Raw genomic sequence first — 21,650 nt, 5'->3', positions numbered from 1 at the left:
CCACACACTGGGCGCTCAGCTACATCAACAGCGCGGCGACGCGCGGCTGGGTCCAGGGCTTCCCGGACGGCACCTTCCGGCCGGACGAGCGGACGAGCAGAGCCCAGGTCGTGACGGTGATCAACCGCATGCTGCAGCGCATCCTCCACACGGAGGATATCCCAGAAGACATCGCGACATTCACCGACCTGCCGAGGGCCCACTGGGCCTACGCAGACATCGTAGAGGCCTCCACGGACCATGACCGCTACAACGTCGCCGTCCGGCCGGACGGCAGCGAAATCTGGTCCCCCAAGGCGGCCGCCACAAGCGAAGCGTCACAGTCCGCCGCCTAATAGATTCCAAACAACAAAAGGACCGTCTCCCGCAACCGGGAAGCGGTCCTTTTGCCACCTGAACCCCTGAACTTCGTCAGTTATTCGGAAAACCCGTCCTTTGTCTCAGTCGTCTCCTCGTCGTCGTACGGCTCCAACAGAGAGCGGAGCACGCGGTCCACGATGCGTTCGGCGTGGAGCAGAAAATTTCCGCAGATTTCCCGCGCCTGCGCATGGCTGCCTGTCATGAGCTCCATTTGCAAAATCGCGTCCCGTCCGTCCGTCATTTTGATGCTCGCGAGCGGTTCGCCGTCCCGTTCGATCACATGGGCCTCAAGACGCGCATGCCGCTGGATCCGGTTGAGGACAATCAGCACGGTTTCCTTGGCGGCTCGCCGAAGCGAAAACGGAACGCTGCTCTCGACGATACGGCCGGTCTCGCTCCCGCGCGGCGTGATGAGATAGGTTTCCCGGCCGTCCTTATCTGTTTCCTTGCGCATGAGTCCGCTCTCCAGCAGCTCGGCAACACATTCGCAGTAAAGGAAATAATTGATATTGTCGTCGATCAGCACCATCTCGCTCATCTGGTCGAACGCAACCGGATCCGATATATGGCGCATGACATACAACACGAAGATCTTCAGATCCGTCTTCCCGCCGCCAAACCCATACCGCGCCATCTTCTCACAACCCAATGGACAATTGACAATGTATAATTGACAATTATTCCCAATATTTTTTGTGGGCCTCTGTGCCGGCGGCGGGGCGTTTGCCCTCCGGCTGCACAGAGGTCCACCACATCCATTGTACATGGTTGGCTGTCGATTGTAAATTGTTTTTATGGAGCCGCTTGCTTTGCGCGGGCTGTATTTTGCTGTTCGCGCAGCAATTCCTCCGCGAGGTAGCCGTCACTGCGGCAGTGCATATCGGAAACGCCGCGGCGGATCTGGCCGTACAGGCGTGACTTGTACAGGGTATCAAAGGCATCGCGGAGCGAAACGCCGGCCAGTTTTGCGTATTCGTTCACCACGCCGTCATATACGTAGTTCTTGATATCGGCGTTTGCCTTCATCATATCTCCCTCGCTTCCACGAATTTGATGTACTGATCATACGAACCGTGGTACAGTATCATTGTACCACACCTCGCTTTTTCATCAGTCCGAGCAGGTCGCTGACAACCCATTCTTTGCCCTGCGTGTGGAGCACGTCATAACAAGGGATCATATAGCTGTCGAGGATATCACTATCCTCCGTGAGCATTCCATAGACTTTATCGCCCGTTGTGCCTAGTGCTTCCGCCACGGCTTCTATGCAGAACACTGAAAAAAACGATTGTTCCGGCGTCATTTCCGCCCGCTTCTGACCCATCCTCGCCACCCCCTAACTTTATTGGGTGAATCATACTCAAGTATGTGACGATTGTATACCCGATGGGCGCATTTTGTCAAATGTTTTGACATACACACAAAAGCCATCACTGTCAAACAGGTTGGGCCCACCCGTGTTTCGCCGCATGAACGGGCAAAATTTGGCGCGAATGGGTGTTCTTCACCGTTCGCGCCAAATTTACCGCCACTTGCGCCAAGATCTTCTCAAAGGCAGGCAAACGTGGTATACTGGCTTCAATGTTCCAGATAAACGCAAGGGAAGGAGGGCTTGGTTGTGAAAAAATTCACGCATCCGCTTGCTAAAGCGCTTGCCGCGCTCACATACCGCGTCGCGTCAAAGGGCGCGGGGCTGACGAGTGACCTGGGATGGTACCAGCCGAAAGTGCCTGAAAAACTGGCAAAATGAGCGTTCTGACAGAATCAGCCTGTGGAAAAGCCCATGTTGCTTCCACAGGTGGTTCTGTACGCTTATCACGATAAGGCGAGGTGATTCCCCGTGCGCATTGCCATCTGCGACGACGCGCCGAACATGCAGCAGCGCCTCGTCGATGCCGTTGAGGATTGGGCGGCTTCCCGGAAGGTGCAGACGAATATCTTCTGTTATCCCAGTGCCGAGGCATTCATTGCCGTATGGCCGGAGGATATCTCATTCGATCTCGTTTTTTTGGACATCCAGATGAAAAGCATGACAGGCATTGAATTGGCGCACTACATACGAAAGACAGACAAAAATATGATGATTGTCTTCGTCACAAGCTTCGCTCAGTACAGCCTGAAAGGATATGACGTAAATGCCCTACATTATTTGATCAAGCCTCTCTCGCCGGCAAAACTGCTGCCGATCATGGACAAGGCGTGTACCATTTGGAATTCCCGCCGGAAAGCCATGCTGGTGGCGTCGAACGAAAACGGGCAGATGAAGCTCTTCTATGACGATATTTATTACATTTCTATGTCGTCTCATACCGCTAGTATTCAAACTGAAAAGGAAACCTATGAGTTGCGTAAGACTGCCGAAGAATTGAGTGAAATATTGCCGAATTATTTCATTCGTTGCCACCGCTCTTGCATTGTAAATCTTTTTAAAGTAGACTGTGTATATAAGGATTCGCTCCTTCTGTCAAGCGGGGAAACGCTCTCCATCAGCCGCAACAATTCGAAAAAAGTCAATGACGCCTTCGTTCGTTTATATACGGAGCGATAAAATATGAGAGTAGAATGGATTGTCATCGAGACATTAGCTGTTTTGGTTGAGTGCCTGGCGAAGGTGTATTTTCTACACAATCGATATGTTTCCAAGAGTAAGTCCATGGCTCCGCAATTGTGCGTGTGGCTGTGTCTGGTTGTTTGGGGGCTTATTGCCACCTTTTTGTCTTTGTCTTTTTATGACTATATAACGCATGGAATTCTTATTGTTTATCTGTGTTTGGCCAAACGCGGCAAATTGTTTCAGAAGGTATTTGGCGTTGTTTTTGTGTTTGCTTTGATGCTCGGGAGTTCTTTGGCAGGGGCAGGTTTGGCCGCGCTTCTTACCAATGTAAGTATTGAAAGTACGCGGCAATATCAAGATCACTCACGGCTGCTTGCAATGATTTTGATCAAGAGCATCCAGCTTATACTGTTTTTTGTTTTGGCAAAGAAACAACTCCATGTGCACAATTTGAAAAAGAAACCTATCCTTGTGCTTTTTTGTACGGTCATATTAACTTTTTTGTGCCTGCTCTCTATTCTGTTGAATCTATCGAATTTTGATGCAAGGGCAAACGACATGTTGATATGGCTTGCGGTCGGGCTTTTGTTTATCTTAATCGGAATATTTTTGATGTATGAAATATTCGTTCGCGAGGAGACCCGCAATGTTGATCTTTCCACACGTTTGCAGCGTCTGGAGTTGGAGTCAAACTTTTTTAAGGAGCTTGACGCCATGTATACTGATATGCGCACATGGCGACATGAATATAAGAACAATCTGATTGCCTTGCGGGCATTGGTCGAGAGCGGAAAATCTGAGAAAGTATTGGAATATTTGGAGAAAATCAGTGTAGATCCCGCACAGAAAAATACTGCATTACAAACTGGAAATCCAGTACTGGACGCCGTGGTAAGTGCGAAAATGCTGTTAGCACACTCTCGCAATATCGAAATTGATATACAGACTATATATCCCGAAAACAACCTCATTGAGGACAATGATATCTGTGCCATTGCAGGCAATCTGCTGGACAATGCCATAGAAGCTTGTGAGCGCATTGGCGATACGGGACAAGCGAGATTTATTTCCTTTTCTCTTCTGGTGAAGGGAAAAAATCTGGTGCTTTCTATCAAAAATAGCTTCAACGGTGAGATCAAAAGAGAGGGGGAGAATTATCTGACCGTGAAAGACAAATGGTTTCACGGAATTGGGATACAATATGTGAATTCCATTGTAGAGAAGTATCATGGCCATGTATTGCGCGAACATGACAATGGTGTGTTTGGGACATATGTCATATTGCCGTTAGTTCCGGCGCAAGGAGGGAGAACAGATGACAGCGCTCATCAAAAGAGTAACGAGCAGGTGGAGTGAGACGGGTGTGATTCAAGAGCTGGACGAAGACATTTATGAGTACGGCTTGGAATTGTTGATCCACACGGTGTTGAATCTCGCCTCTGTTCTGGTGTCAGCTGCCATGATAGGCAAGGTGCCGGAGAGCATTGCACTTCTCGCGGTCATTCTGCCCTTGCAGTCGTACGGCGGCGGCTACCATGCCCAAACGCATTTGCGGTGCTTCCTGATCATGTACATTGGCTGGTGGGGTGTGATGTTTATTTTGCCCCACATCTCTCCCATGGCGGCCACCATTGTGGCCGGCCTATCTATTGTCGTCGTTTACAAACTTGCCCCCGTGCCCCATGTGAATGTCAAGATGAGTGCCGGCCAAAGACTAAAAATGCGCAAATACGCACGGGTCGCCGCTGTACTCGGGGCATTTTTGAGTGCCATCCTAATTTGGGGCGTATCCGCTCATATTGGCATAGCGATGTCTACGGGGCTTGGTGTGGTGGCATTTTCGATGCTGGCGGCGCATGGAAAGAATTTGATCAAAAGGAACTGATGTCAGCGTTTTGCTTGTGGTGACCTGAGTGGTATCAAATTTGGCGTGAATAACGATTTTCCCCATTCGTGACAAATTTATGACCTCTTATGACTTTTTGCACACAGCACAATATGTTTGTGGTAAGATAGAGACAGATCACACGTGTTAGCTTTACAAAATTTTCGACGAGGAGAGTGAGGAAAGTTTGAAAAACATACAATTTTTTTCGCTGCCTCCGTAGATTATAGAGAGTGGATAGCGGAGCAATGGAGTAAATCGCCGGTCAGCGGCGAGCGCTAACTTCATTGGTATACAAACTTCACCAGGAACTCGCCCTACAAAGCGATCTCAGACAGCATGAATTTAACTGCATTTGGTTTTCTAGGAAGAGTGATGCTCTACCGAGAAGGCATCACTCTTCCTAACTAAGCCTCTGTGGCACTCATGACGTACTCCTCTGAGTATCCTTATTCTCCTCAAAAGCAAGTGTCGCCAGCGTTTGGAGGCGGAGCACTGACTCCCCGGAGATCTCGTAATAAAAGTGGCCGTAAGGCCGGCTCTTTAGGCAGAGATAGAGCTCCAGCACGCTGGAAAACAGAAACATGTCCGCCGCGTGTCCGGCCGCAGGTCGGAGACGGCGATGAGGCTGGTGTAATGACCTCAAGCGTAACGCGTTTCTATTAAGATATAGACGCAGGGAAGTTCAATATTAAAAAAAGGTCGCCCGATAAGCAATAGACTTGAAGTGGAGTAAGGGTTCAATATTTACATGACGGAATAGTATCTCTATTACGCGCACGCTTCTTCACGAGTGAGTCTGGTCAAATTCGACACTAATCACTGCGAGTGTCGGCAGAGGCGTCTGATAATAGTGGTGAAAATAAAAATTGATAGGAGAAAGAGTATGAAAAGCAAAACAACGAAAATCATCATCGCACTTGTTCTCACACTCGCTATGAGCATGAGCAACTTTACGGCATTTGCATGGTTTAATGATGTTGTCTACAGTGATTCCTTTAGTCAAGATACTCAAATTTACCAAGCGAACATCGCACACGCAACAGACATTAATAACACAGGTACTAATTTGGTTAGCGCTACTATTGATGAATCAACAACTGTGGAGAACGATTACGTAAGCATCAACTCGAACTCAGATTCTTCTATCAATGTCACTGCAAATATAGATGGTGAGGAAATTGAGATTGAAGGTGAACTTGTAGGTAGAACAGAAGATGCTAGCGTTGTATTTTTTGCAGGAGTCGCGTCCGATTCTCGTTTTAATGTGGTAAATTTTAGTTATACTGCGGATGTTGTAAACACTATCGCATACTTTGAAAGTGAAAATGAAAATGTCAGCTCAATTTTGAAAGTATATCTATTAGACGAAGAATCGGAAACTCGTGATTACTTTTTGATTGAAGTATTTGATGTTACCTTAAACCTTAGCGACGCTTACATTGCCTCTCTGGATATCACCCCTTTATTGGGTGCGTGGGCTGCGACAAATTTCGAACCCATCTCAAGTGAATTTGGTGAAGACATACAAGGTGTATCATTACTAAGAGCAATTTCGAATACCAAATATTGGTATTGCACAAAAACATACTCCAATATGGGCGAGACTCAAACGCATACAATCAAATGGTTTACAAATGTTGATTATTCCAATGTGCCTATTGGACAGGAAGTAAATCAATACTATCGCTTTGAGGTATATGAAAAGAGCATGAGTTTTAGTGTCAGCACCTCCTTAAACTCTAATACTAGTTCATATCTTCATATTGACGGGCTTAGCCTTTCTCAAATTTCTGTTGGGAATACAGCATGGAAAAGCACGACATTGGATGGGTATGTTCAGAGTAATGGATGGGGCGGGAGCCTTTCGGCTGACATTAGTATATCGTTAGGTGTGCTTGCTCTCACTTACAGTTTTCCACTCACATTCTCAGGATCACATTATGTTGACATTAATTCTATTTATACTGGCTATACTAACGGCGTTAATGGCAATTATACAAGAAGTATAAAGACAGTGATGGATTCTGATTTTAAGCTTACTCAGAATGGTCACTATTTCGAGGTGATTTCCGCTCTGAGAGATTATGGGAATGCTTCTCGTAGCTCTTCTTCTATGAAGGCAAGGTGGAATATTGATGTTATTAATGCAGGAACAATGGAAGTTTATCCATTGTATTGCGATCATAATGTTAATATAGCTGTCAACTGAAAGTCAAACAGATTCAAGTAGGATAAGAATTAAAAATTCAACACTATCACCACAAAGGGGGCTGCTGAATGCAGTCTCCTTTGTGAGCAGATAACTGTTCAAAATAATTGAGCATACAGAAAGGCGTGACATAGGTGAATAAAAGAAGAAGACTATTTTTTCTGATATGCCTCATAGTAATATGTATAGCGTCACTTATAGTATGGCGTAAATTACGAGATTTAAGGCCTCCAGCTGAACAAATAGCTGACTTTTTGATTGACACTACTGGACAGGCTATAGTCGATGTAGAATTGTTTGATTCTGATTTACTTAAATCGCATAGAATTGTTGGCTTTATAGAACACAAGTCAAATAAGATTGGCATTGCCACGTTTAGGAATGTCAATGACCCTTCCGTTCGGTTGGTTAAGTGTTCTTTTTCAGAGCGTCTTCTTAAACGTGCAGCAGATATATATATTTATTATTACCACTATACAGTAGAGGATGATAAAAGTGAAAGATTTCTACTTGTGCTCAATAACAACCCAGAGCTTGTAAAGATATTAATAAATCATTATAGTATCAATGAAATCGTTACCATTGAAGTTCACAATATTCCTTCAGTTATTCTTATCCCTATTCCTAATTTTCAATCAGAATTTAGCTATACTTTTTATGATGCTCAGGATAATGAAATAAGATAACTGTTGAGAATTTTCGGCATATGGAATTTTCACTGCAAACAGGATAAAAACAGCTTGCAAGCAGATGTAAAATATGGTAGAATACAGGCATCGGAAGCAAGTAGTAAGGGTAACCTCGTGGGTTTTCGGTTGAAAACTCGGGTTAAGATGAGGTATGGAAGTCAATATGAAGGTTTTTATATGTTTATTAATAATGATGTTGCCTGTAATAATGATAATCTTAGGTTTTGCCTGGAAGAGGGGAGGGCCGAAGAAAATAAATGAAGTAATTGGTTTTCGCACCAAACGTTCAATGGCTAGTATAGAATCCTGGAGATTTGCTCATATATACTATTCTAAATACTCACAAAAAGCAGGATCTATTTTATTTATTTTGAGTCTTATTGTCATATTTATATGTATTATAAATAATGCCATTTATGAAACATATATAATTGCCTATTATTTTTCTGTTAGCATTCAATTAGCGGTGATGATTATAGGAATTATACTTACCGAGATAGCATTAAGGCGATAAAACATCTTAAAAATGGCGAATATATGGTAAGTGTATATGTCAGCATCGAAGTGGCAAACCTTAATTTGAGGAGGTAAGTAAATTGAAAACATTTCTTGTTAAACATCGAGTCAAATTGGTGGTAGGAATCCTTGCTCTATGTCTGCTTTCTGTCGGATTGACCTATCTGATTCCGTTGCGTTTTAATGTGATGATTCCACGAGATCAAGTCGCGAGAATTGATGTCATACAAATGAAAATAATGCCTGGGGTGGAGGAGGAATCCTCATTGTCTAACGCTACGTTCACAGCGGAATCGGAGATTCAGGCAATTTATGACATACTGTATGATAGTCGCTTTATAAGAAAACTATTTCAGCCCACAGCTGTACCTAGCTATTCCACACCGGCCGATATGATAGAACTTCAATTTATCAAGAAAATATCGTCCGGAAGTGATGTGCCGAATGTGTTTATATTTACCATTTTCGATGATGACCGAAATACCATATATCCACGTCCTAATTACGACAGCGCCGTTAAAATATCAGAACAACGGGGCGCAGATGAGAGCGTATGGTACAATATCGCTGGAGGCGCACAGCGTCGTGTAGAACTTTACCAATCCTTGAAAGCAACAATAGATAGTTTTGCATAACGCCGCATGGTTGCTCTCGCTTTTTCTCCTGTAAATATTTAGGTGACACAGCCTACTAGATCATCGCCGCCGGCGCTATCTGTACGTTCTCTGTCAGCGGCAGCATCTCCTTTGCCATACAGACCACCGCACCTGTGCCGACCTTGATACCTGAGAGCTTTTCAAGCAGTGAGAAAGCTGAAACCATCGATCTCAAGGGATCGCTCGTTGTCTTTATCTCAACGGGGTGCAGCGTGCCGCCGTCCTTGATGATGAGGTCGATTTCGTTCTTTTCCTTGTCGCGGTAGTAGTAGAGCGGCGGTGTGACGTTGCCGTCGTTGTAGTAGCTTTTCAGCACCTCCGCGAACACAAAACTCTCAAAGATATGCCCCCACATCGCGCCGTTTGTGAGCTGCTCCGGCGTGTTCCATCCGAGTAGAAAGCAGGCAAGCCCCGTATCGAGAAAATACAGTTTTGGCGTCTTAATCAGCCGTTTCCCGAGGTTGTTGTAGTACGGTTCCAACAGATACACAAGCCCACTCGACTCCAGCGCGGAGAGCCACTTGCGCACGGTTTTCTCATCCTTGCCGCAGAGTTCCGCGAGCGTCCGCATATTCAGCATTTCTCCCGTCAGCGATGCGGCGCCCTTCACAAATTTGATAAAAGCGGATTCGTCTTGAATGTTCAGCAGACCTCGGATATCTTTTTCAATATATGTCTGGAAGTAGGAACTGTAGTAGTCCGACCAATCCTTGAGGTCGCTCGCGATTTCATATAACTCCGGGAAAAATCCCTTGTGAATCCGCGACACGGTCCTGTCGTAGTCAAACCGCGCGCCCGCATCCCCCATCGCCGCAAAATGTCCTGGCGTGGGTAGAAAGGGCGCGCGGTAAGATATTTCGTCCAGTTCGCGCATCGACATACCAAGCAGTTTGACGACTCCGGCGCGTCCGGCGAGGCTTTCACCGATGTTTTTCATCAGCATGAGGCTTTGAGAACCAGTCAAGTAAAATTGCCCTTTGGTCTTGTCCTCATCTACGATGTCTTTGACATAATCAAAAAGCCCCGCCGCTTTTTGGATCTCGTCCACGACGACAGGCGGCTTACACTGTTCGAAGAACAGCGACGGGTTGTCAAGCGCGCTTTGCCGCACAAGCGGGCGGCCCAGTGTGACGTAACGGATGCCCGGATACGTCTCGCGGAGCATCGTGGATTTGCCGACCTGACGCGCGCCGGTGAGGACGACGACAGGCTTGCGTCCCGCAATTCTCGCGATGACGGGTTCTATATGACGGTGGTAATACACAACCTCACCTCTGACTATTATGGAGTTCAATTCCATTATAGTCAGAACGAGCGATTTTGTCAAGCTTTTTGCTCTTCTTCGCCATCCTGTGGCAGTTCTCCAAAAAGGATAGCAAGATAATCCCGGCTTCCGTAAAGCACACGGACGATATAAACATCCTGTCCCTCGATACGGTAAAACGCGAGGTAGCTTTTACAGACGAGGAAGCGATAATTTGTGTCAATATCTACGATTGACGAAAGCAGAGCGCCTATTTCGGGAAACCGTTCCGTTTCCCGTATCCGCTTCGTGATATGGGCGACCGTCCGAAGCGCCGCGCCCGGATTGGCAAGTTCTCCGCTGATGTATTCTTTTATGTTCGCAAGATCTGCCCTTGCTTCCCGTGAGTAGTGGATTTTACCCATTGTTTACACCCAAACTTACCTCGACTTCCTCCGATGTAAGCCAGCCTTGTTCATGCCCGCTTTTTTCACCTTTGGCAAGTTCCGACATGAGTTTGAGCGTTGCCTGTGTTTTTTCGTACTCGCGCAGATCAAGAATCGCATAGCGTCCGCGTCCGTTTTTTGTCAGAAATACAGGGTCGCCCATGCTCACCCCACGTAAGACTTCATTATAGTTTCGCAAATCCGAAACCGGTTTGATATTCGGCATACCATCAACTCCTTCTGCTGACAGTATAGCACTTTTATTCGTAAAATACAACATCAAACTTTACAACACTCGGGACAAACGCATCAAAAATACATCGTCAGAGGCGCTCGTTTGTTTTGTCGTCCGGGTTTACGTGGACCATGCAGTGTTTGACGGAAGGGAATTCCGCTTCGATGGCGTCGTGGACGCGTTGGGCGATGTCGTGGGCTTCACGCAGGGGAACCGCGCCGTCGGCGCGGATCTCCACGTCCACGTACATGCGGCTGCCGAAGAGCCGCGTCCGGAATTGATCGATGCCCCGCACGCCAAACTGCCGGGCTGCCACCGCGAAGATCTGGGCCGCCGTCTCGTCGTCGCAGGCCCGGTCCGTCATCCGGGCGACGGAATCGAGGAAAATTGTGACGGCCGCCTTGACGATGAACACGCAGAGAATGGCGCCGGCCAGCGGGTCCAGAATCGGAAGGCCAAGCCGCGCGCCGAGGATGCCGGCGAAGCTGCCGACGGACGAGAGCGCGTCCGAGCGATGGTGCCAGGCGTCCGCCTTCAGAGCGCAGGAGTCGGTCCGCTCCGCCGCCGCTCGGGTGTAGCGGTAAAGCCCCTCCTTCACAAGAATCGAGACAGCCGCCGCCACAAGCGCCAACAGACCGGGCGCGGCCAGCGCGCCGCTTGACGAGGCCCTTGCCAGCGCGCTCCGTACGCCCATATAACCGATCCCGACGCCGGTGGCGCAGAGGACGGCCGCGAGCACGATGGCCGCGACGCACTCCAGGCGCTCGTGCCCGTAAGGGTGTTCCTTGTCTGACGCCCGGCTGGAAAGCATCACGCCGATCATCACGGCCACGGTACTCAGGACGTCGGAAAGTGTGTGTACGGCGTCCGAGATCATCGCGGACGAGTGGGCGATCAGGCCGGCCGCCAGTTTGAAGCCGGCCAGCAGCAAGTTGACGGCAATGCCGTGGCGTGAGACGCGCAGAACCGTGCGCGCAGCGTGTTTCGCCTCCATGAATGGGGAAGCCTCCCTCTCGGGCAGACACCCGATGGGGCACTCCCCACCGCGGACGGTCCGCCCGCCAACTTGAGGCCGGCGGCGTGCGCTGGGCACTCAACTCCACCATATGCCGTGCGACCCCGTCAAGTGAAGCGAGGTTTTTACGAGGATGTTCTGAAAGACTTGCAAAGGACGTTACGAGGACCAAATCGATAGTGCCTAAATTCCCAATTGACATCTCCGTGTTCATAGCATATGATGATGATATGCAAGTTGAACACCCTCAGACTTTCAAAAATGCCCGTTTGGGTTCGTGGGTCTGAGATGCTTAAGGAGAGATGATTGTGCCGGCTTGGTCTGAATTGAGCGGAGAGGATCTGCATGCGCGGCAAGCGGAATTGCAAAAGACGTATGAAAGTTACAGGCAAAAGGGCCTGCAGCTCAACATGGCCAGAGGCGTGCCCGGGCTCGACCAGCTCGACCTGTCCGAGGGGCTGCTCACCGCCGTCACGCGCGGTGAAGCCTGCAAGATCGGCGGGGTCGAAACCCGCACCTACGGGGTGCCGGACGGGCTGCCGGAGGCCAAGACGCTGATGGCGGCTATCATGGACACGCCGCCGGAAACCGTGATCGTGGGCGGCAACTCCAGCCTCAATTTGATGTTCGATACCATCGCCCGCGCCATGACCCACGGCATGGGCGGCGGCACGCAGCCGTGGATACGGCAGGGAAGCGTCAAGTTCCTCTGCCCCTCGCCCGGGTACGACCGTCACTTTTCCGTCTGTGAACACTTCGGCATCGAGATGATCCCCGTGGACATGCGCCCGGACGGCCCGGATATGGCGGCGGTGCGGTCTCTCGTCGCCGATCCCGCCGTCAAAGGCATGTGGTGTATACCAAGATTTTCCAATCCTCAGGGCTATGTGTACAGCGACGAAACCGTGCACGCCATCGCGGCTCTCACGCCCGCCGCGTCCGATTTCCGGGTTTTTTGGGACAACGCCTACGCGGTACACGCGCTCTATGAGGACGCGCCGGCGCTCGCCGGTATCTGGCAGGCATGTGCGCGGGCGGGCCACCTTGAGCTCGTCATCCAATTTGCGTCTACTTCCAAGGTGACATTCCCCGGCGCGGGGATCTCCGCGCTCGCGGCGGGACCGCAGACGCTGGCGCATGCGAGGCAGGCGATCTTCTTTCAGACCATCGGTTTTGACAAGCTGAACCAGCTCCGCCATGTGCGTTATTTGGGGGACATCGACGGTGTGCGCGCCCACATGTGCCGCCACGCGGCGCTCCTCCGGCCCAAGTTTGAGACTGTGGACCGGGTGCTGTCGGAAGGGCTCGCAGGCATCGCCTCGTGGTATGCGCCCCGCGGCGGATATTTCGTCAGTTTGGAGCTCACACCCGGCACCGCGCGGCGCACTGTCGCGCTGATGGGGGAGGCCGGCGTCATCATGACGGGGGCCGGGGCGACCTGGCCCTATCAGTGCGATCCGCACGACGCGGACCTGCGTATCGCGCCCACCTATCCGTCGGTCGACGAGCTGCGGGTCTCGATGGAACTGCTCTGTGTCTGCGCCAAGCTGGCGTATGTCGAGAAGCGATTGGAGGAAAGGAAACCATGAGTGCGCGCGATCGTTACGAAAGTCCGCTGGCGGAGCGCTACGCGAGCCGCGCCATGTTGCGGCTGTTTTCTCCCGATGTAAAATTTTCCACCTGGCGGCGGCTCTGGATCGCGCTGGCACGGGCCGAGCGGGCACTGGGTCTGCCGATCACGCAAGAACAGATCGACGAGATGGAGCGTTTTCGAGACGAGATCAATTACGATAGGGCCGCGTACTGGGAAGAACGTCTGCGCCACGACGTCATGGCGCATATCCACGCCTATGGGGAGCAGTGCCCCCTCGCGCGGCCAATCCTCCATTTGGGCGCCACGAGCTGCTATGTGGGCGACAACACGGACATCTTAATCATGCGGAACGCGCTGTGCCTCGTGCGGGACAAAACGGTGCGCACGGCGCGCGCGCTCGCGCGTTTCGCCGAGACATATAAGGACATGCCCACGTTGGGATACACGCATTTTCAGCCGGCCCAGCTGACCACGGTGGGCAAGCGCGCATCTCTGTGGCTTTACGACCTGCTGCTTGACCTGGACGAGCTGGAGCATCGGATCGGCACGCTGAAACTGCTCGGCTCCAAAGGTACCACGGGCACGCAGGCCAGCTTTTTGGCGCTCTTCCACGGCGATCACGATAAAGTGCGGGCGCTGGAGGCGGCGATCGCCCGGGCGCTGGATTTCGACGGCGTCGTGCCAGTCTCCGGGCAGACGTACTCGCGCAAGGTGGACGCCTTTGTACTCGACACCCTCTCCGGGATCGCGCAGAGCGCGGCGAAGTTTGCCTCCGACATCCGCTTGCTGTCCCATCTCAAAGAGATCGAAGAACCCTTCGAGGCCGGCCAGGTCGGTTCCTCCGCCATGCCGTACAAGCGCAACCCGATGCGCTGCGAGCGGATCGCGTCGCTGGCGCGCTACGTCTGTGTGGATGCGCTGAACACGGCGATGACGGCCTCGACCCAGTGGTTCGAGCGCACGCTGGACGACTCCGCCAACAAGCGCATCGCCGTGCCGGAGGCGTTTTTGGCGGTGGACGCCATTTTGAATCTCTACGACAACGTGGCGCGCGGGCTCACGGTGCACGAACCGGTGATCCGGCGGCACATCGAGGCGGAACTGCCGTTTATGGCCACCGAAAATATCCTGATGGACGCGGTGGCACGCGGCGGCGACCGGCAGGCGCTGCATGAGCGCATCCGAGTGCACGCGATCGAAGCCGGCCGCGCGGTGAAGGACCGGGGTGAACCGAACGACCTGGCGGCCCGCATCGCCGGCGATCCGGCCTTTGGGCTGACCCTGGCCGAAATCGAAGCCGGCCTGGCGCCGGAACGTTACGTGGGCCGCGCACCGGTACAAGTAGAAGAATTCCTGTGCGGCGTGGTTCGACCCAGACTTTCGGCGTATCCCGAAGAGGACATCGACACGGACGTGCGCAATTGAGTTTGCGTCCATTGGGCCGGACCGAGACGATGCGAAAAAAAAGGGCGGAAACGGGGAGGGAATTAATTCCATCCCCGTTTCTTTCGATACTATAGAAAATACAGATTGGAAATTTTTTGAAAAGCAGAGGCGGCCCGGTGGCGCTGGCTTCGGAATGTGTGAGGAACGCACTATGTCGATCCGTGTCAGAATCATTCTCGTTATCATGCTCATCGTGGTGGTCATTACCATGGCCAACTTGGGCATGGGTCTCATCTTCACGCAAAATAACCTTGTCGAAACGGTGAAAAGCCACATAGAAGTGATCGGCGAAATCGCGGACGACTTGATCAGCACCCAGATAGCGCTGCTTAAGGCCGACGTCTTTTCCGTCTCGCAGTATCTGCTGGACGCACCGGATGAGACACTGGATCTGTTGCTGGAGGAACAGCTGGCGTCTCATGAGACGTTTATGGCACTGGCAGTGTTCGACCGCGAAAAGATCGTGACGTCCTGCGGCTTTGCACCGGCGCCGCTCAGCCTGATCGGCGGCAGTTTTATCGAAAAGGCCTTTGCGGGGGATTCTGTCATCTCAACGACCAGACGGGATGCAAGCGGAGTGCTCGTGTTCGACGTCTGCGTGCCGATGGGGGCGCGCGTGCTGTCCGCGACGGTGCCCGGCAATCTGTTCAGTAACTTGCTGTCTGACTTCCGGATTTGGGAAACAGGGAATATTTTCATTCTGGACGGGGAAGGCACCATGATAGCGAACATTCGCCCGTTCATGGTGGAAGAACGTCACAACTACATCGAACGGGCCAAAAGGGATCCGAGTGTGAAGACGATGGGGGAATTTTACAGTCAAATGATCCAGGGAGGCCGGGGTGTGGGTGAATACGATTACCAGGGTGTCGAACGCATCTGCTTCTATATGTCGATTACGGGGTCGAGTATGGGGTGGGTGCTGGGCGTGGTGGCGCCGCTTTCGGAGAGCCCGGCCACGCACGTACAGCAGGGGTTGATGCTTGCCGCGCTCATTTTTCTGGCACTCGGTTTTTTGGCGTCTCTGCTGCTCTCAGGCGGCCTGGCAAAACCTTTTAGTAAGATCAACGAACAAAATGAAAGCCTCGCCGAATTAAATGAAGTAGCCAAGCACGCCTCCGAGGCCAAGAGTCGTTTTTTGGCCAACACAAGCCACGAAATGCGCACCCCGCTCAACGCAATCATCGGCCTTTCCGAGCTGATTCTCAACGAGGGAATTGCGGATGGGGAGATGCGAGAGAATCTTGAAAAGATACACAATTCCGGCGCCACACTGCTTGGTATCGTCAACGATCTTTTGGATATCTCCAAGATTGAATCCGGGAAGTTTGAACTCATTCCGGTTGAATACGATGTACCAAGCATGATCAACGATACGATTTCTTTGAACATCATGCGCATTGGAGATAAGTCCATCAAATTTGTCCCGGTCATAGATCCGACGCTGCCGTGCCGGATGTTCGGAGATGAGCTGAAGGTGAAGGGCATCTTCAACAACTTGCTCAGCAACGCGTTTAAATATACGCAAGAGGGAATCGTGGAGTGGCGCCTCTCCTGTGAGAGAGACGGCGAAAACGTCTGGGTGGTATCCAGCGTAACAGATTCCGGTATCGGCATCCGTCCGGAAGATGTGGAAAAGCTGTTTTCCGATTACAATCAGGTGGACACCAAGAGTAACCGTACCATCGAGGGCACCGGGCTGGGTCTCGCCATCACCAAGAGAGTCACAGAGATGATGGACGGTCACATTGCCGTGACGAGCGAATATGGAAAGGGCAGCGTCTTTTCCGTGCGCTTCCGGCAGGGGTTCGCGACGGATGTACCGATCGGGCGCGAAGTAACGGAACATCTGGAGCACTTTGAATACCTGGAACAAAAGCGCACGTGGAACGCGAATCTGGTACGCATCCGGCTGCCCTACGCCAGAGTGCTGGTGGTGGACGACGTGTCCACCAATTTGGATGTCGCCAGGGGCATGATGAAGTCCTACGGCATGCAAGTGGACTGCGTGACCAGCGGTCCGCAGGCCATTGCGCTCGTGCGAAACGAGAAGGTGCGTTACAACGCCATCTTTATGGATCATATGATGCCGGGTATGGACGGCATTGAGGCCGTGCGCATCATTCGGGAAGAAATCGGAACGGACTACGCAAAGAATGTGCCGATCATCGCCTTGACGGCCAATGCGATCATCGGCAACGATGAGATGTTCCTGCGGCACGGCTTTCAGGCGTTTCTCTCCAAACCCATCGACATCGGACGGATGGACGAATTGATCCGACGGTGGGTGCGCGACAAAGAACAGGAGGAGGCGCTCACCGCCGCTCAGAACGGTGAAGCGGCGGCGGAGCAGGAGGCGGCGCCCGCCCCGGCCAAGCCGACGAAGGCGTGGGAGATCGCCGGTCTCGACTGGAAGAAGGGACTTGAACGGTTTTTGGACGATGAGGACACCTACCTCGAAGTGTTGCAATCTTACGCCGAGAACACGCCCTCCCTGCTCAAACAGGTGCGCGCGTACAGCGAAGAGACTCTGCCGGCGTACGCGGTCGTTGTGCATGGCATCAAGGGCAGCAGCTACGGTGTTTGCGCCGACGCGGTGGGCAAACAGGCGGAGGCGCTGGAACACGCGGCCAAGGCTGGGGATATCGCTTTTGTAAAGGCCAACAACGAGGCGTTCATCCGGGCCGCCGAGCAACTGATTACAGAACTGTCCGCCATGCTGGAAACGGTGGACAAAGGGACACAAAAGGTCAAAAAGGAAGCGCCGGACACCGAAACCCTGCATCGGTTGCAGGAGGCTTGTGCGAACTTCGACATGGACGGTGTAGACAAAGCCATGGACGAGCTGAAAGACTATGAATACGAAACCCAGTCAGACTTAATAACGTGGCTGAAGGATCGCGTGGCCCTGATGGACCTTCAACAGATTCAAGAGCGATTGTCCGTTCTTTAGAAATAGATTTATAAAAGCAGAATTTTTATAAAAAGAGACAGGGTAGAGGGGAGGTATCAATACGCCGGACGCCTGAGGCGGCCGGCATAGGGTTGAAAAGGAGCACGTTATGGAAAACAGACGTTACAAGGTCATGCTGGTGGACGACAATATGGCAAATCTTTCCATCGGCAAGAATATGTTGAAAAACACCTACGAAGTATACCCAATCCCCTCGGCGGTCAAGCTTTTTGAACTCTTGAAAAACGTAATGCCTGATCTGATTCTTCTGGACATTGAGATGCCGGACATGGACGGATATACGGCCATTCAAACACTTAAAAATGACGAAAAAATGACGGATATTCCAGTCATCTTTCTGACGTCAAAGATTGGCGAAGACAGCGAACTGGAGGGGCTGCGTCTCGGTGCCATCGATTATGTGACAAAGCCTTTCAGCGCGCCGCTGCTGCTCAAACGCATTGAAAATCACCTGCTGATTGTGTCGCAGAAAAAAGAACTGAAACATTACAACGACAATTTGCAGGAGATGGTCCGGCAAAAGACCGCGCAGGTGGTAGAACTGCAAAACGCGGTGCTCAGCACGGTGGCGGAGATGGTGGAATTTCGGGACGGGCTGACCGGCGGCCATGTGATCCGTACACAGAAATACCTGAAATTGCTGCTGGATAAACTGCTGGAGGAAGATATCTATCAAGATGAAATATCCGGCTGGGATCTGGAATTCCTGCTCCCCTCGGCACAGCTCCACGACGTGGGTAAAATTGCCATCAGCGATCTGATTCTGAACAAGCCCGGCCGACTTACGTCGGAGGAGTTTGAGGAGATGAAAAATCACGCGTCGGTCGGGGTGGATGTCATTCGGCGGATCGAACAGACCACGGCGGAAAACGCATTTTTGCATCACGCAAAAATTATCGCGGGCACACATCACGAAAAATGGGACGGTTCCGGTTATCCGGCTGGCCTGAGAGGAAAAGAAATTCCTCTGGAGGGACGTTTGATGGCGATTGCCGACGTATACGACGCGCTGATCTCCGCGCGCCCCTACAAAAAACCGTTTTCCGTCGAAGAGGCCGAGCGAATCATCGACGAGGGAAAAGGCGCCCATTTCGATCCGATTCTGGTCACGGTGTTCCACAAAGTGGCCCGACAGTTCGCAGAGATCGCACAGAGCCAATAGCGAGTCCGGGCGTCAAAAAACTGTGCCTGGCATGGTCGTCTTGAATCCTTCTCCCCAACTATACAAAATTTTTATTTTGTATAGTTGGGGAGAGCGGCGACGCAGCAGACGGATATGGTCAGTCGACGACGATCCCGTCTGGGATGAGTCCCAGGCGCCAGTATGACAGACCACCGAGGCCGAAGCGCGCGGCCAGTTGGGCCTTGGCTTTCACGCTGCGGGCGTCCTCGTACCATATAATATTGTCGGTCTTGTCTTGCGTGTCGCGGAAGGCGACGCACGGGCTCTGAGCCACCGGGTCGAACGTGACGGAGGCTCCGGCCTGAATACGGGCTTCAATGGCGCTGTACGCGGGCGCGTAAGGCGTCTCGTTGAGAATCACGCCGTTTTGCATCTTCCACTGCACGGCGTCAAAAGAAATCTGCAGCAGAACCTTGCTCCGGTCCGCCACCCCCGTGTCGGGGTCGCAGATCGCGCGCAGCGCGTAATATACTTCATCCAGCGGCGCCGCCGGCGTATGCGTCACACCGGCCTCCCGCTCGGCCTGGGTCAGACGCTTGGGATAATAGTCGTGTGCCATCAAGATCACTTTGTCCGCCAGCGCGCCGATTGTCCGATAGTCATAACCGTCATAGACGGCCACGCCGGGCCGCCGCCGCGGGTGAACGGCTACGTAGAGGCGCCGGCCCGCGGGCATCCGCGCCCGCAGATCGGTGAGGAAACGATTGAAGTCGTTTTGCGCCTGCACCCCGCGCAGCGTCTCGAAATCGACGACGATCCCATCGAAGACAGGCCGCCCGCCCGACGCGGCTGGGACCCCGTCGCGCGCCGCGTCCGCCAGCAGCTGTGCCGCCCGCGCCCGGAGCGCGCCGTCGCCGATGATCGCCACACTGTCCGCCGCACTCACCGCGGCCATCAGCAGGGTCTCTCCCGAGGCTTTGCCGAACGGCTCTTCGTAGCCGTCCGGTACGGCATACTCGCTGCCGCCCGACGCGGCGCTGTCGAGCGTCAAAACCCCGCCGGACAGCGTCAGCCGGCTCCAGCCGAAGCTCACCGCGTCAAACGAGGACACCAGGTCCATCTGCCCGGCGGAGCGAACTGCATAGAAGGCGTTGGAAAAACCGGCCCGATTTTGTTCCAGCCGGTACATCCGCATCATCATGGCCGCCGCGTGTTCACGCAGGGCGGTCTCACCGGGCGCAAAGCGTGTGGGGCTCATACCGTCGATGATGCCCAGATCTTTGGCCGCCGTGATGTACCCGGCATGCCCCGTCACATCCGGAAATGGGCTGCCGAGTACAGCCAGGCGTATCCCCAATGCGTCATAACCCAGCGTGCGCACGACCATCACCGCCATGTCCTCCCGCGTGATGGGCTCATCCGGCCTGAACCGCGGCGCATCCGCCGCAATGGCCCCGTGCGCGAGCGCCGTTTCGATAAATCCGTAGTACCACGCGCCGTCGCGGCTGTCCTCAAAGTGCCCCTGTGCGGGCCGAATCTCCTCCCAGCGCATGAGTTTGCACAAAAACGACGCGAACTCAGCCCGCGTGACGGACCGGCCGAGGCCGAACTGGTTGTCGCCCACGCCGTCTGTGACGCCAAGATCGCGCAGTTCACGTATGTACGCCGCCGCCCAGTGGTCCGACGGCACATCCGCAAAATCGGCCGCGGCCCGCGCCGGCCGGCCCCGGGCCCCCCCAATCGCAAACGCCAACAAAACAACCACCGCCGCAACACGCCTCATCAACGCCACCCTCCCCTGTCATTCCATCACATCAATCATCAATTGTCGTCAATTGTCAAAGATATCGGGCAGTGATCGCTGCCGTGGACGTCGGGGTGGATGGCGGCCTCCCGCACATGGGGCAGCAGGCGCCGGGACACCAGAAAATAGTCGATGCGCCAGCCCACATTTCGTGTGCGTGCCTGAGAAAAGTACGACCACCAAGTGTAAGCGTCGCGCCTGTCCGGGTAGAGCGTACGAAAGGTATCGGCAAATCCCGCTTCCAGCAGTGCCGTCAGCTTGGCACGCTCCTCGTCCGTGAACCCGGCGTTGCGGCGGTTGGCGGCCGGATGTTTGAGATCGATCTCTTGATGGGCGCAATTTAAGTCTCCGCAGACAACCACGGGCTTTTGCGCATCCAGGCCGCATAAAAATGCCCTAAAATCGTCCTCCCAGCGCATGCGGTACGCAAGCCGCGCGAGATCCCGCTGTGCGTTGGGCGTGTAAACGTTCACAAAGAAAAAAGACGGAAACTCCAATGTGATGATCCGACCTTCTTTATCGTGTTCAGCCACGCCCATGTCCGTCGCGGCGGACAGCGGCGGCACGCGCGTGAACACCGCCGTGCCGGAGTAGCCCTTTTTGCACGCCGTGTTCCAATGCTCCGCGTAACAGGGCATGTCGATCTCCGCTTGGCCGGGCGCCATCTTGGTCTCCTGCAGCGCAAAAACGTCCGCGTCCAGCGCCCGAACGCTCTCCAAAAAACCCTTGCCCAGACAGGCGCGCAGCCCGTTGACATTCCACGATACCAGCTTCATCGTCCACTCCCTCCCCGTTTTGTCCAGTATATCACAAGACCGCCTCATGTGCAATCGGGCGCCTCTATTTTTGAACAAAGTATAAACACGTGGAAAATCATTTGATTTTTCCAGGATAAGGT

22 protein-coding genes are annotated in these 21,650 nt (G+C 52.7%); 13 read left to right on the top strand and 9 right to left on the bottom strand.

Annotated elements, in window-relative coordinates:
• Positions 1-335 (top strand): S-layer homology domain-containing protein (locus LBK75_01575; protein ID MDR1156989.1); only part of this gene is annotated, 335 nt, incomplete at its 5' end.
• Positions 336-415: 80 nt separating this feature from the next.
• On the opposite strand, the gene LBK75_01570 is transcribed toward LBK75_01575, so the two are convergent.
• The 3 genes from LBK75_01570 to LBK75_01560 form a co-directional block, all read right to left on the bottom strand.
• Positions 416-994, bottom strand: a complete 579-nt coding sequence (locus tag LBK75_01570) for a DUF4364 family protein (protein MDR1156988.1) — start codon at positions 992-994, stop codon at positions 416-418.
• Between the two features lie 158 nt (positions 995-1,152).
• Complete coding sequence (locus LBK75_01565) at positions 1,153-1,389, bottom strand: hypothetical protein (GenBank protein MDR1156987.1); 237 nt, start codon at positions 1,387-1,389, stop codon at positions 1,153-1,155.
• Between the two features lie 55 nt (positions 1,390-1,444).
• Positions 1,445-1,684: a DUF3791 domain-containing protein gene (locus LBK75_01560; protein MDR1156986.1), complete on the bottom strand. Its 240-nt coding sequence runs from the start codon at positions 1,682-1,684 to the stop codon at positions 1,445-1,447.
• 294 nt (positions 1,685-1,978) lie between these two features.
• Between LBK75_01560 and LBK75_01555 the strand changes: the two genes are divergently transcribed.
• The 8 genes from LBK75_01555 to LBK75_01520 all read left to right on the top strand — a co-directional run bounded on the left by LBK75_01555 (position 1,979) and on the right by LBK75_01520 (position 8,851).
• Positions 1,979-2,110 carry a cyclic lactone autoinducer peptide gene (locus LBK75_01555; protein MDR1156985.1) on the top strand — a complete coding sequence of 44 codons (132 nt, stop codon included), beginning with the start codon at positions 1,979-1,981 and terminating at the stop codon, positions 2,108-2,110.
• Between the two features lie 90 nt (positions 2,111-2,200).
• The gene (locus LBK75_01550; protein ID MDR1156984.1) at positions 2,201-2,908 is read left to right on the top strand and encodes a LytTR family DNA-binding domain-containing protein; all 708 of its coding nucleotides are present in this window, start codon (positions 2,201-2,203) and stop codon (positions 2,906-2,908) included.
• Positions 2,909-2,911: 3 nt separating this feature from the next.
• Positions 2,912-4,270: a GHKL domain-containing protein gene (locus LBK75_01545; protein ID MDR1156983.1), complete on the top strand. Its 1,359-nt coding sequence runs from the start codon at positions 2,912-2,914 to the stop codon at positions 4,268-4,270.
• Positions 4,230-4,799: an accessory gene regulator B family protein gene (locus LBK75_01540; GenBank protein ID MDR1156982.1), complete on the top strand. Its 570-nt coding sequence runs from the start codon at positions 4,230-4,232 to the stop codon at positions 4,797-4,799. The genes LBK75_01545 and LBK75_01540 overlap by 41 nt, the downstream gene beginning before the upstream one ends.
• A gap of 886 nt (positions 4,800-5,685) precedes the next feature.
• Entirely contained in the window at positions 5,686-7,011 is a 1,326-nt protein-coding gene (locus LBK75_01535; GenBank protein MDR1156981.1) for a hypothetical protein, read from the top strand.
• Positions 7,012-7,145: 134 nt separating this feature from the next.
• Entirely contained in the window at positions 7,146-7,697 is a 552-nt protein-coding gene (locus LBK75_01530) for a hypothetical protein (GenBank protein MDR1156980.1), read from the top strand.
• A 211-nt stretch (positions 7,698-7,908) separates the two neighbouring features.
• Positions 7,909-8,214: an SdpI family protein gene (locus LBK75_01525; protein MDR1156979.1), complete on the top strand. Its 306-nt coding sequence runs from the start codon at positions 7,909-7,911 to the stop codon at positions 8,212-8,214.
• Between the two features lie 82 nt (positions 8,215-8,296).
• Positions 8,297-8,851, top strand: a complete 555-nt coding sequence (locus LBK75_01520) for a hypothetical protein (GenBank protein ID MDR1156978.1) — start codon at positions 8,297-8,299, stop codon at positions 8,849-8,851.
• Between the two features lie 55 nt (positions 8,852-8,906).
• Here LBK75_01520 and LBK75_01515 read toward each other — a convergent pair whose 3' ends face one another.
• The 4 genes from LBK75_01515 to LBK75_01500 form a co-directional block, all read right to left on the bottom strand.
• Positions 8,907-10,136 (bottom strand): ATP-binding protein, encoded by a 1,230-nt coding sequence (locus tag LBK75_01515; protein ID MDR1156977.1) that lies wholly within the window; start codon positions 10,134-10,136, stop codon positions 8,907-8,909.
• A 59-nt stretch (positions 10,137-10,195) separates the two neighbouring features.
• A complete protein-coding gene (locus LBK75_01510; protein MDR1156976.1) occupies positions 10,196-10,540 on the bottom strand; it encodes a type II toxin-antitoxin system RelE/ParE family toxin in 345 nt (114 codons plus the stop codon).
• On the bottom strand, positions 10,533-10,787 hold the full coding sequence (locus LBK75_01505; protein ID MDR1156975.1) for a type II toxin-antitoxin system prevent-host-death family antitoxin: 255 nt from the start codon (positions 10,785-10,787) through the stop codon (positions 10,533-10,535). The genes LBK75_01510 and LBK75_01505 overlap by 8 nt, the downstream gene beginning before the upstream one ends.
• Before the next feature lie 97 nt (positions 10,788-10,884).
• Positions 10,885-11,790: a cation diffusion facilitator family transporter gene (locus LBK75_01500; GenBank protein MDR1156974.1), complete on the bottom strand. Its 906-nt coding sequence runs from the start codon at positions 11,788-11,790 to the stop codon at positions 10,885-10,887.
• A gap of 329 nt (positions 11,791-12,119) precedes the next feature.
• Here LBK75_01500 and LBK75_01495 point away from each other — a divergent pair, with 329 nt between their 5' ends.
• From LBK75_01495 to LBK75_01480, 4 genes are all read left to right on the top strand, one after another.
• Positions 12,120-13,400 carry an aminotransferase class I/II-fold pyridoxal phosphate-dependent enzyme gene (locus tag LBK75_01495; GenBank protein MDR1156973.1) on the top strand — a complete coding sequence of 427 codons (1,281 nt, stop codon included), beginning with the start codon at positions 12,120-12,122 and terminating at the stop codon, positions 13,398-13,400.
• Positions 13,397-14,830 carry an adenylosuccinate lyase gene (gene purB, locus LBK75_01490; protein MDR1156972.1) on the top strand — a complete coding sequence of 478 codons (1,434 nt, stop codon included), beginning with the start codon at positions 13,397-13,399 and terminating at the stop codon, positions 14,828-14,830. The genes LBK75_01495 and purB overlap by 4 nt, the downstream gene beginning before the upstream one ends.
• 172 nt (positions 14,831-15,002) lie before the next feature.
• On the top strand, positions 15,003-17,804 hold the full coding sequence (locus LBK75_01485) for a response regulator (protein ID MDR1156971.1): 2,802 nt from the start codon (positions 15,003-15,005) through the stop codon (positions 17,802-17,804).
• Positions 17,805-17,913: 109 nt separating this feature from the next.
• A complete protein-coding gene (locus tag LBK75_01480) occupies positions 17,914-18,987 on the top strand; it encodes a response regulator (protein ID MDR1156970.1) in 1,074 nt (357 codons plus the stop codon).
• A 118-nt stretch (positions 18,988-19,105) separates the two neighbouring features.
• On the opposite strand, the gene LBK75_01475 is transcribed toward LBK75_01480, so the two are convergent.
• Both LBK75_01475 and xth read right to left on the bottom strand, forming a co-directional pair.
• Complete coding sequence (locus LBK75_01475) at positions 19,106-20,731, bottom strand: S-layer homology domain-containing protein (protein ID MDR1156969.1); 1,626 nt, start codon at positions 20,729-20,731, stop codon at positions 19,106-19,108.
• A gap of 38 nt (positions 20,732-20,769) precedes the next feature.
• The gene (gene xth / locus LBK75_01470; GenBank protein ID MDR1156968.1) at positions 20,770-21,528 is read right to left on the bottom strand and encodes an exodeoxyribonuclease III; all 759 of its coding nucleotides are present in this window, start codon (positions 21,526-21,528) and stop codon (positions 20,770-20,772) included.
• Between the last annotated feature and the right edge of the window lie 122 nt (positions 21,529-21,650).

The organism is Oscillospiraceae bacterium (assembly GCA_031265355.1).
Classification (GTDB): Bacteria; Bacillota; Clostridia; order Oscillospirales; family UBA929; genus JAIRTA01.
This window is presented reverse-complemented; position numbering and strand designations above follow the sequence as displayed.

Bases quoted from the DNA above. Each gene is read 5' to 3' on its own strand.
- LBK75_01505 (MDR1156975.1), bottom strand. From the start codon at position 10,787: ATGCCGAATATCAAACCGGTTTCGGATTTGCGAAACTATAATGAAGTC.
- LBK75_01500 (MDR1156974.1), bottom strand. From the start codon at position 11,790: ATGGAGGCGAAACACGCTGCGCGCACGGTTCTGCGCGTCTCACGCCAC.
- LBK75_01560 (MDR1156986.1), bottom strand. From the start codon at position 1,684: ATGGGTCAGAAGCGGGCGGAAATGACGCCGGAACAATCGTTTTTTTCA.
- LBK75_01485 (MDR1156971.1), top strand. From the start codon at position 15,003: ATGTCGATCCGTGTCAGAATCATTCTCGTTATCATGCTCATCGTGGTG.
- LBK75_01525 (MDR1156979.1), top strand. From the start codon at position 7,909: ATGATAATCTTAGGTTTTGCCTGGAAGAGGGGAGGGCCGAAGAAAATA.
- LBK75_01535 (MDR1156981.1), top strand. From the start codon at position 5,686: ATGAAAAGCAAAACAACGAAAATCATCATCGCACTTGTTCTCACACTC.
- purB (MDR1156972.1), top strand. From the start codon at position 13,397: ATGAGTGCGCGCGATCGTTACGAAAGTCCGCTGGCGGAGCGCTACGCG.
- LBK75_01480 (MDR1156970.1), top strand. From the start codon at position 17,914: ATGGAAAACAGACGTTACAAGGTCATGCTGGTGGACGACAATATGGCA.
- LBK75_01540 (MDR1156982.1), top strand. From the start codon at position 4,230: ATGACAGCGCTCATCAAAAGAGTAACGAGCAGGTGGAGTGAGACGGGT.
- LBK75_01570 (MDR1156988.1), bottom strand. From the start codon at position 994: ATGGCGCGGTATGGGTTTGGCGGCGGGAAGACGGATCTGAAGATCTTC.
- LBK75_01545 (MDR1156983.1), top strand. From the start codon at position 2,912: ATGAGAGTAGAATGGATTGTCATCGAGACATTAGCTGTTTTGGTTGAG.
- LBK75_01475 (MDR1156969.1), bottom strand. From the start codon at position 20,731: ATGAGGCGTGTTGCGGCGGTGGTTGTTTTGTTGGCGTTTGCGATTGGG.
- LBK75_01510 (MDR1156976.1), bottom strand. From the start codon at position 10,540: ATGGGTAAAATCCACTACTCACGGGAAGCAAGGGCAGATCTTGCGAAC.
- xth (MDR1156968.1), bottom strand. From the start codon at position 21,528: ATGAAGCTGGTATCGTGGAATGTCAACGGGCTGCGCGCCTGTCTGGGC.
- LBK75_01565 (MDR1156987.1), bottom strand. From the start codon at position 1,389: ATGATGAAGGCAAACGCCGATATCAAGAACTACGTATATGACGGCGTG.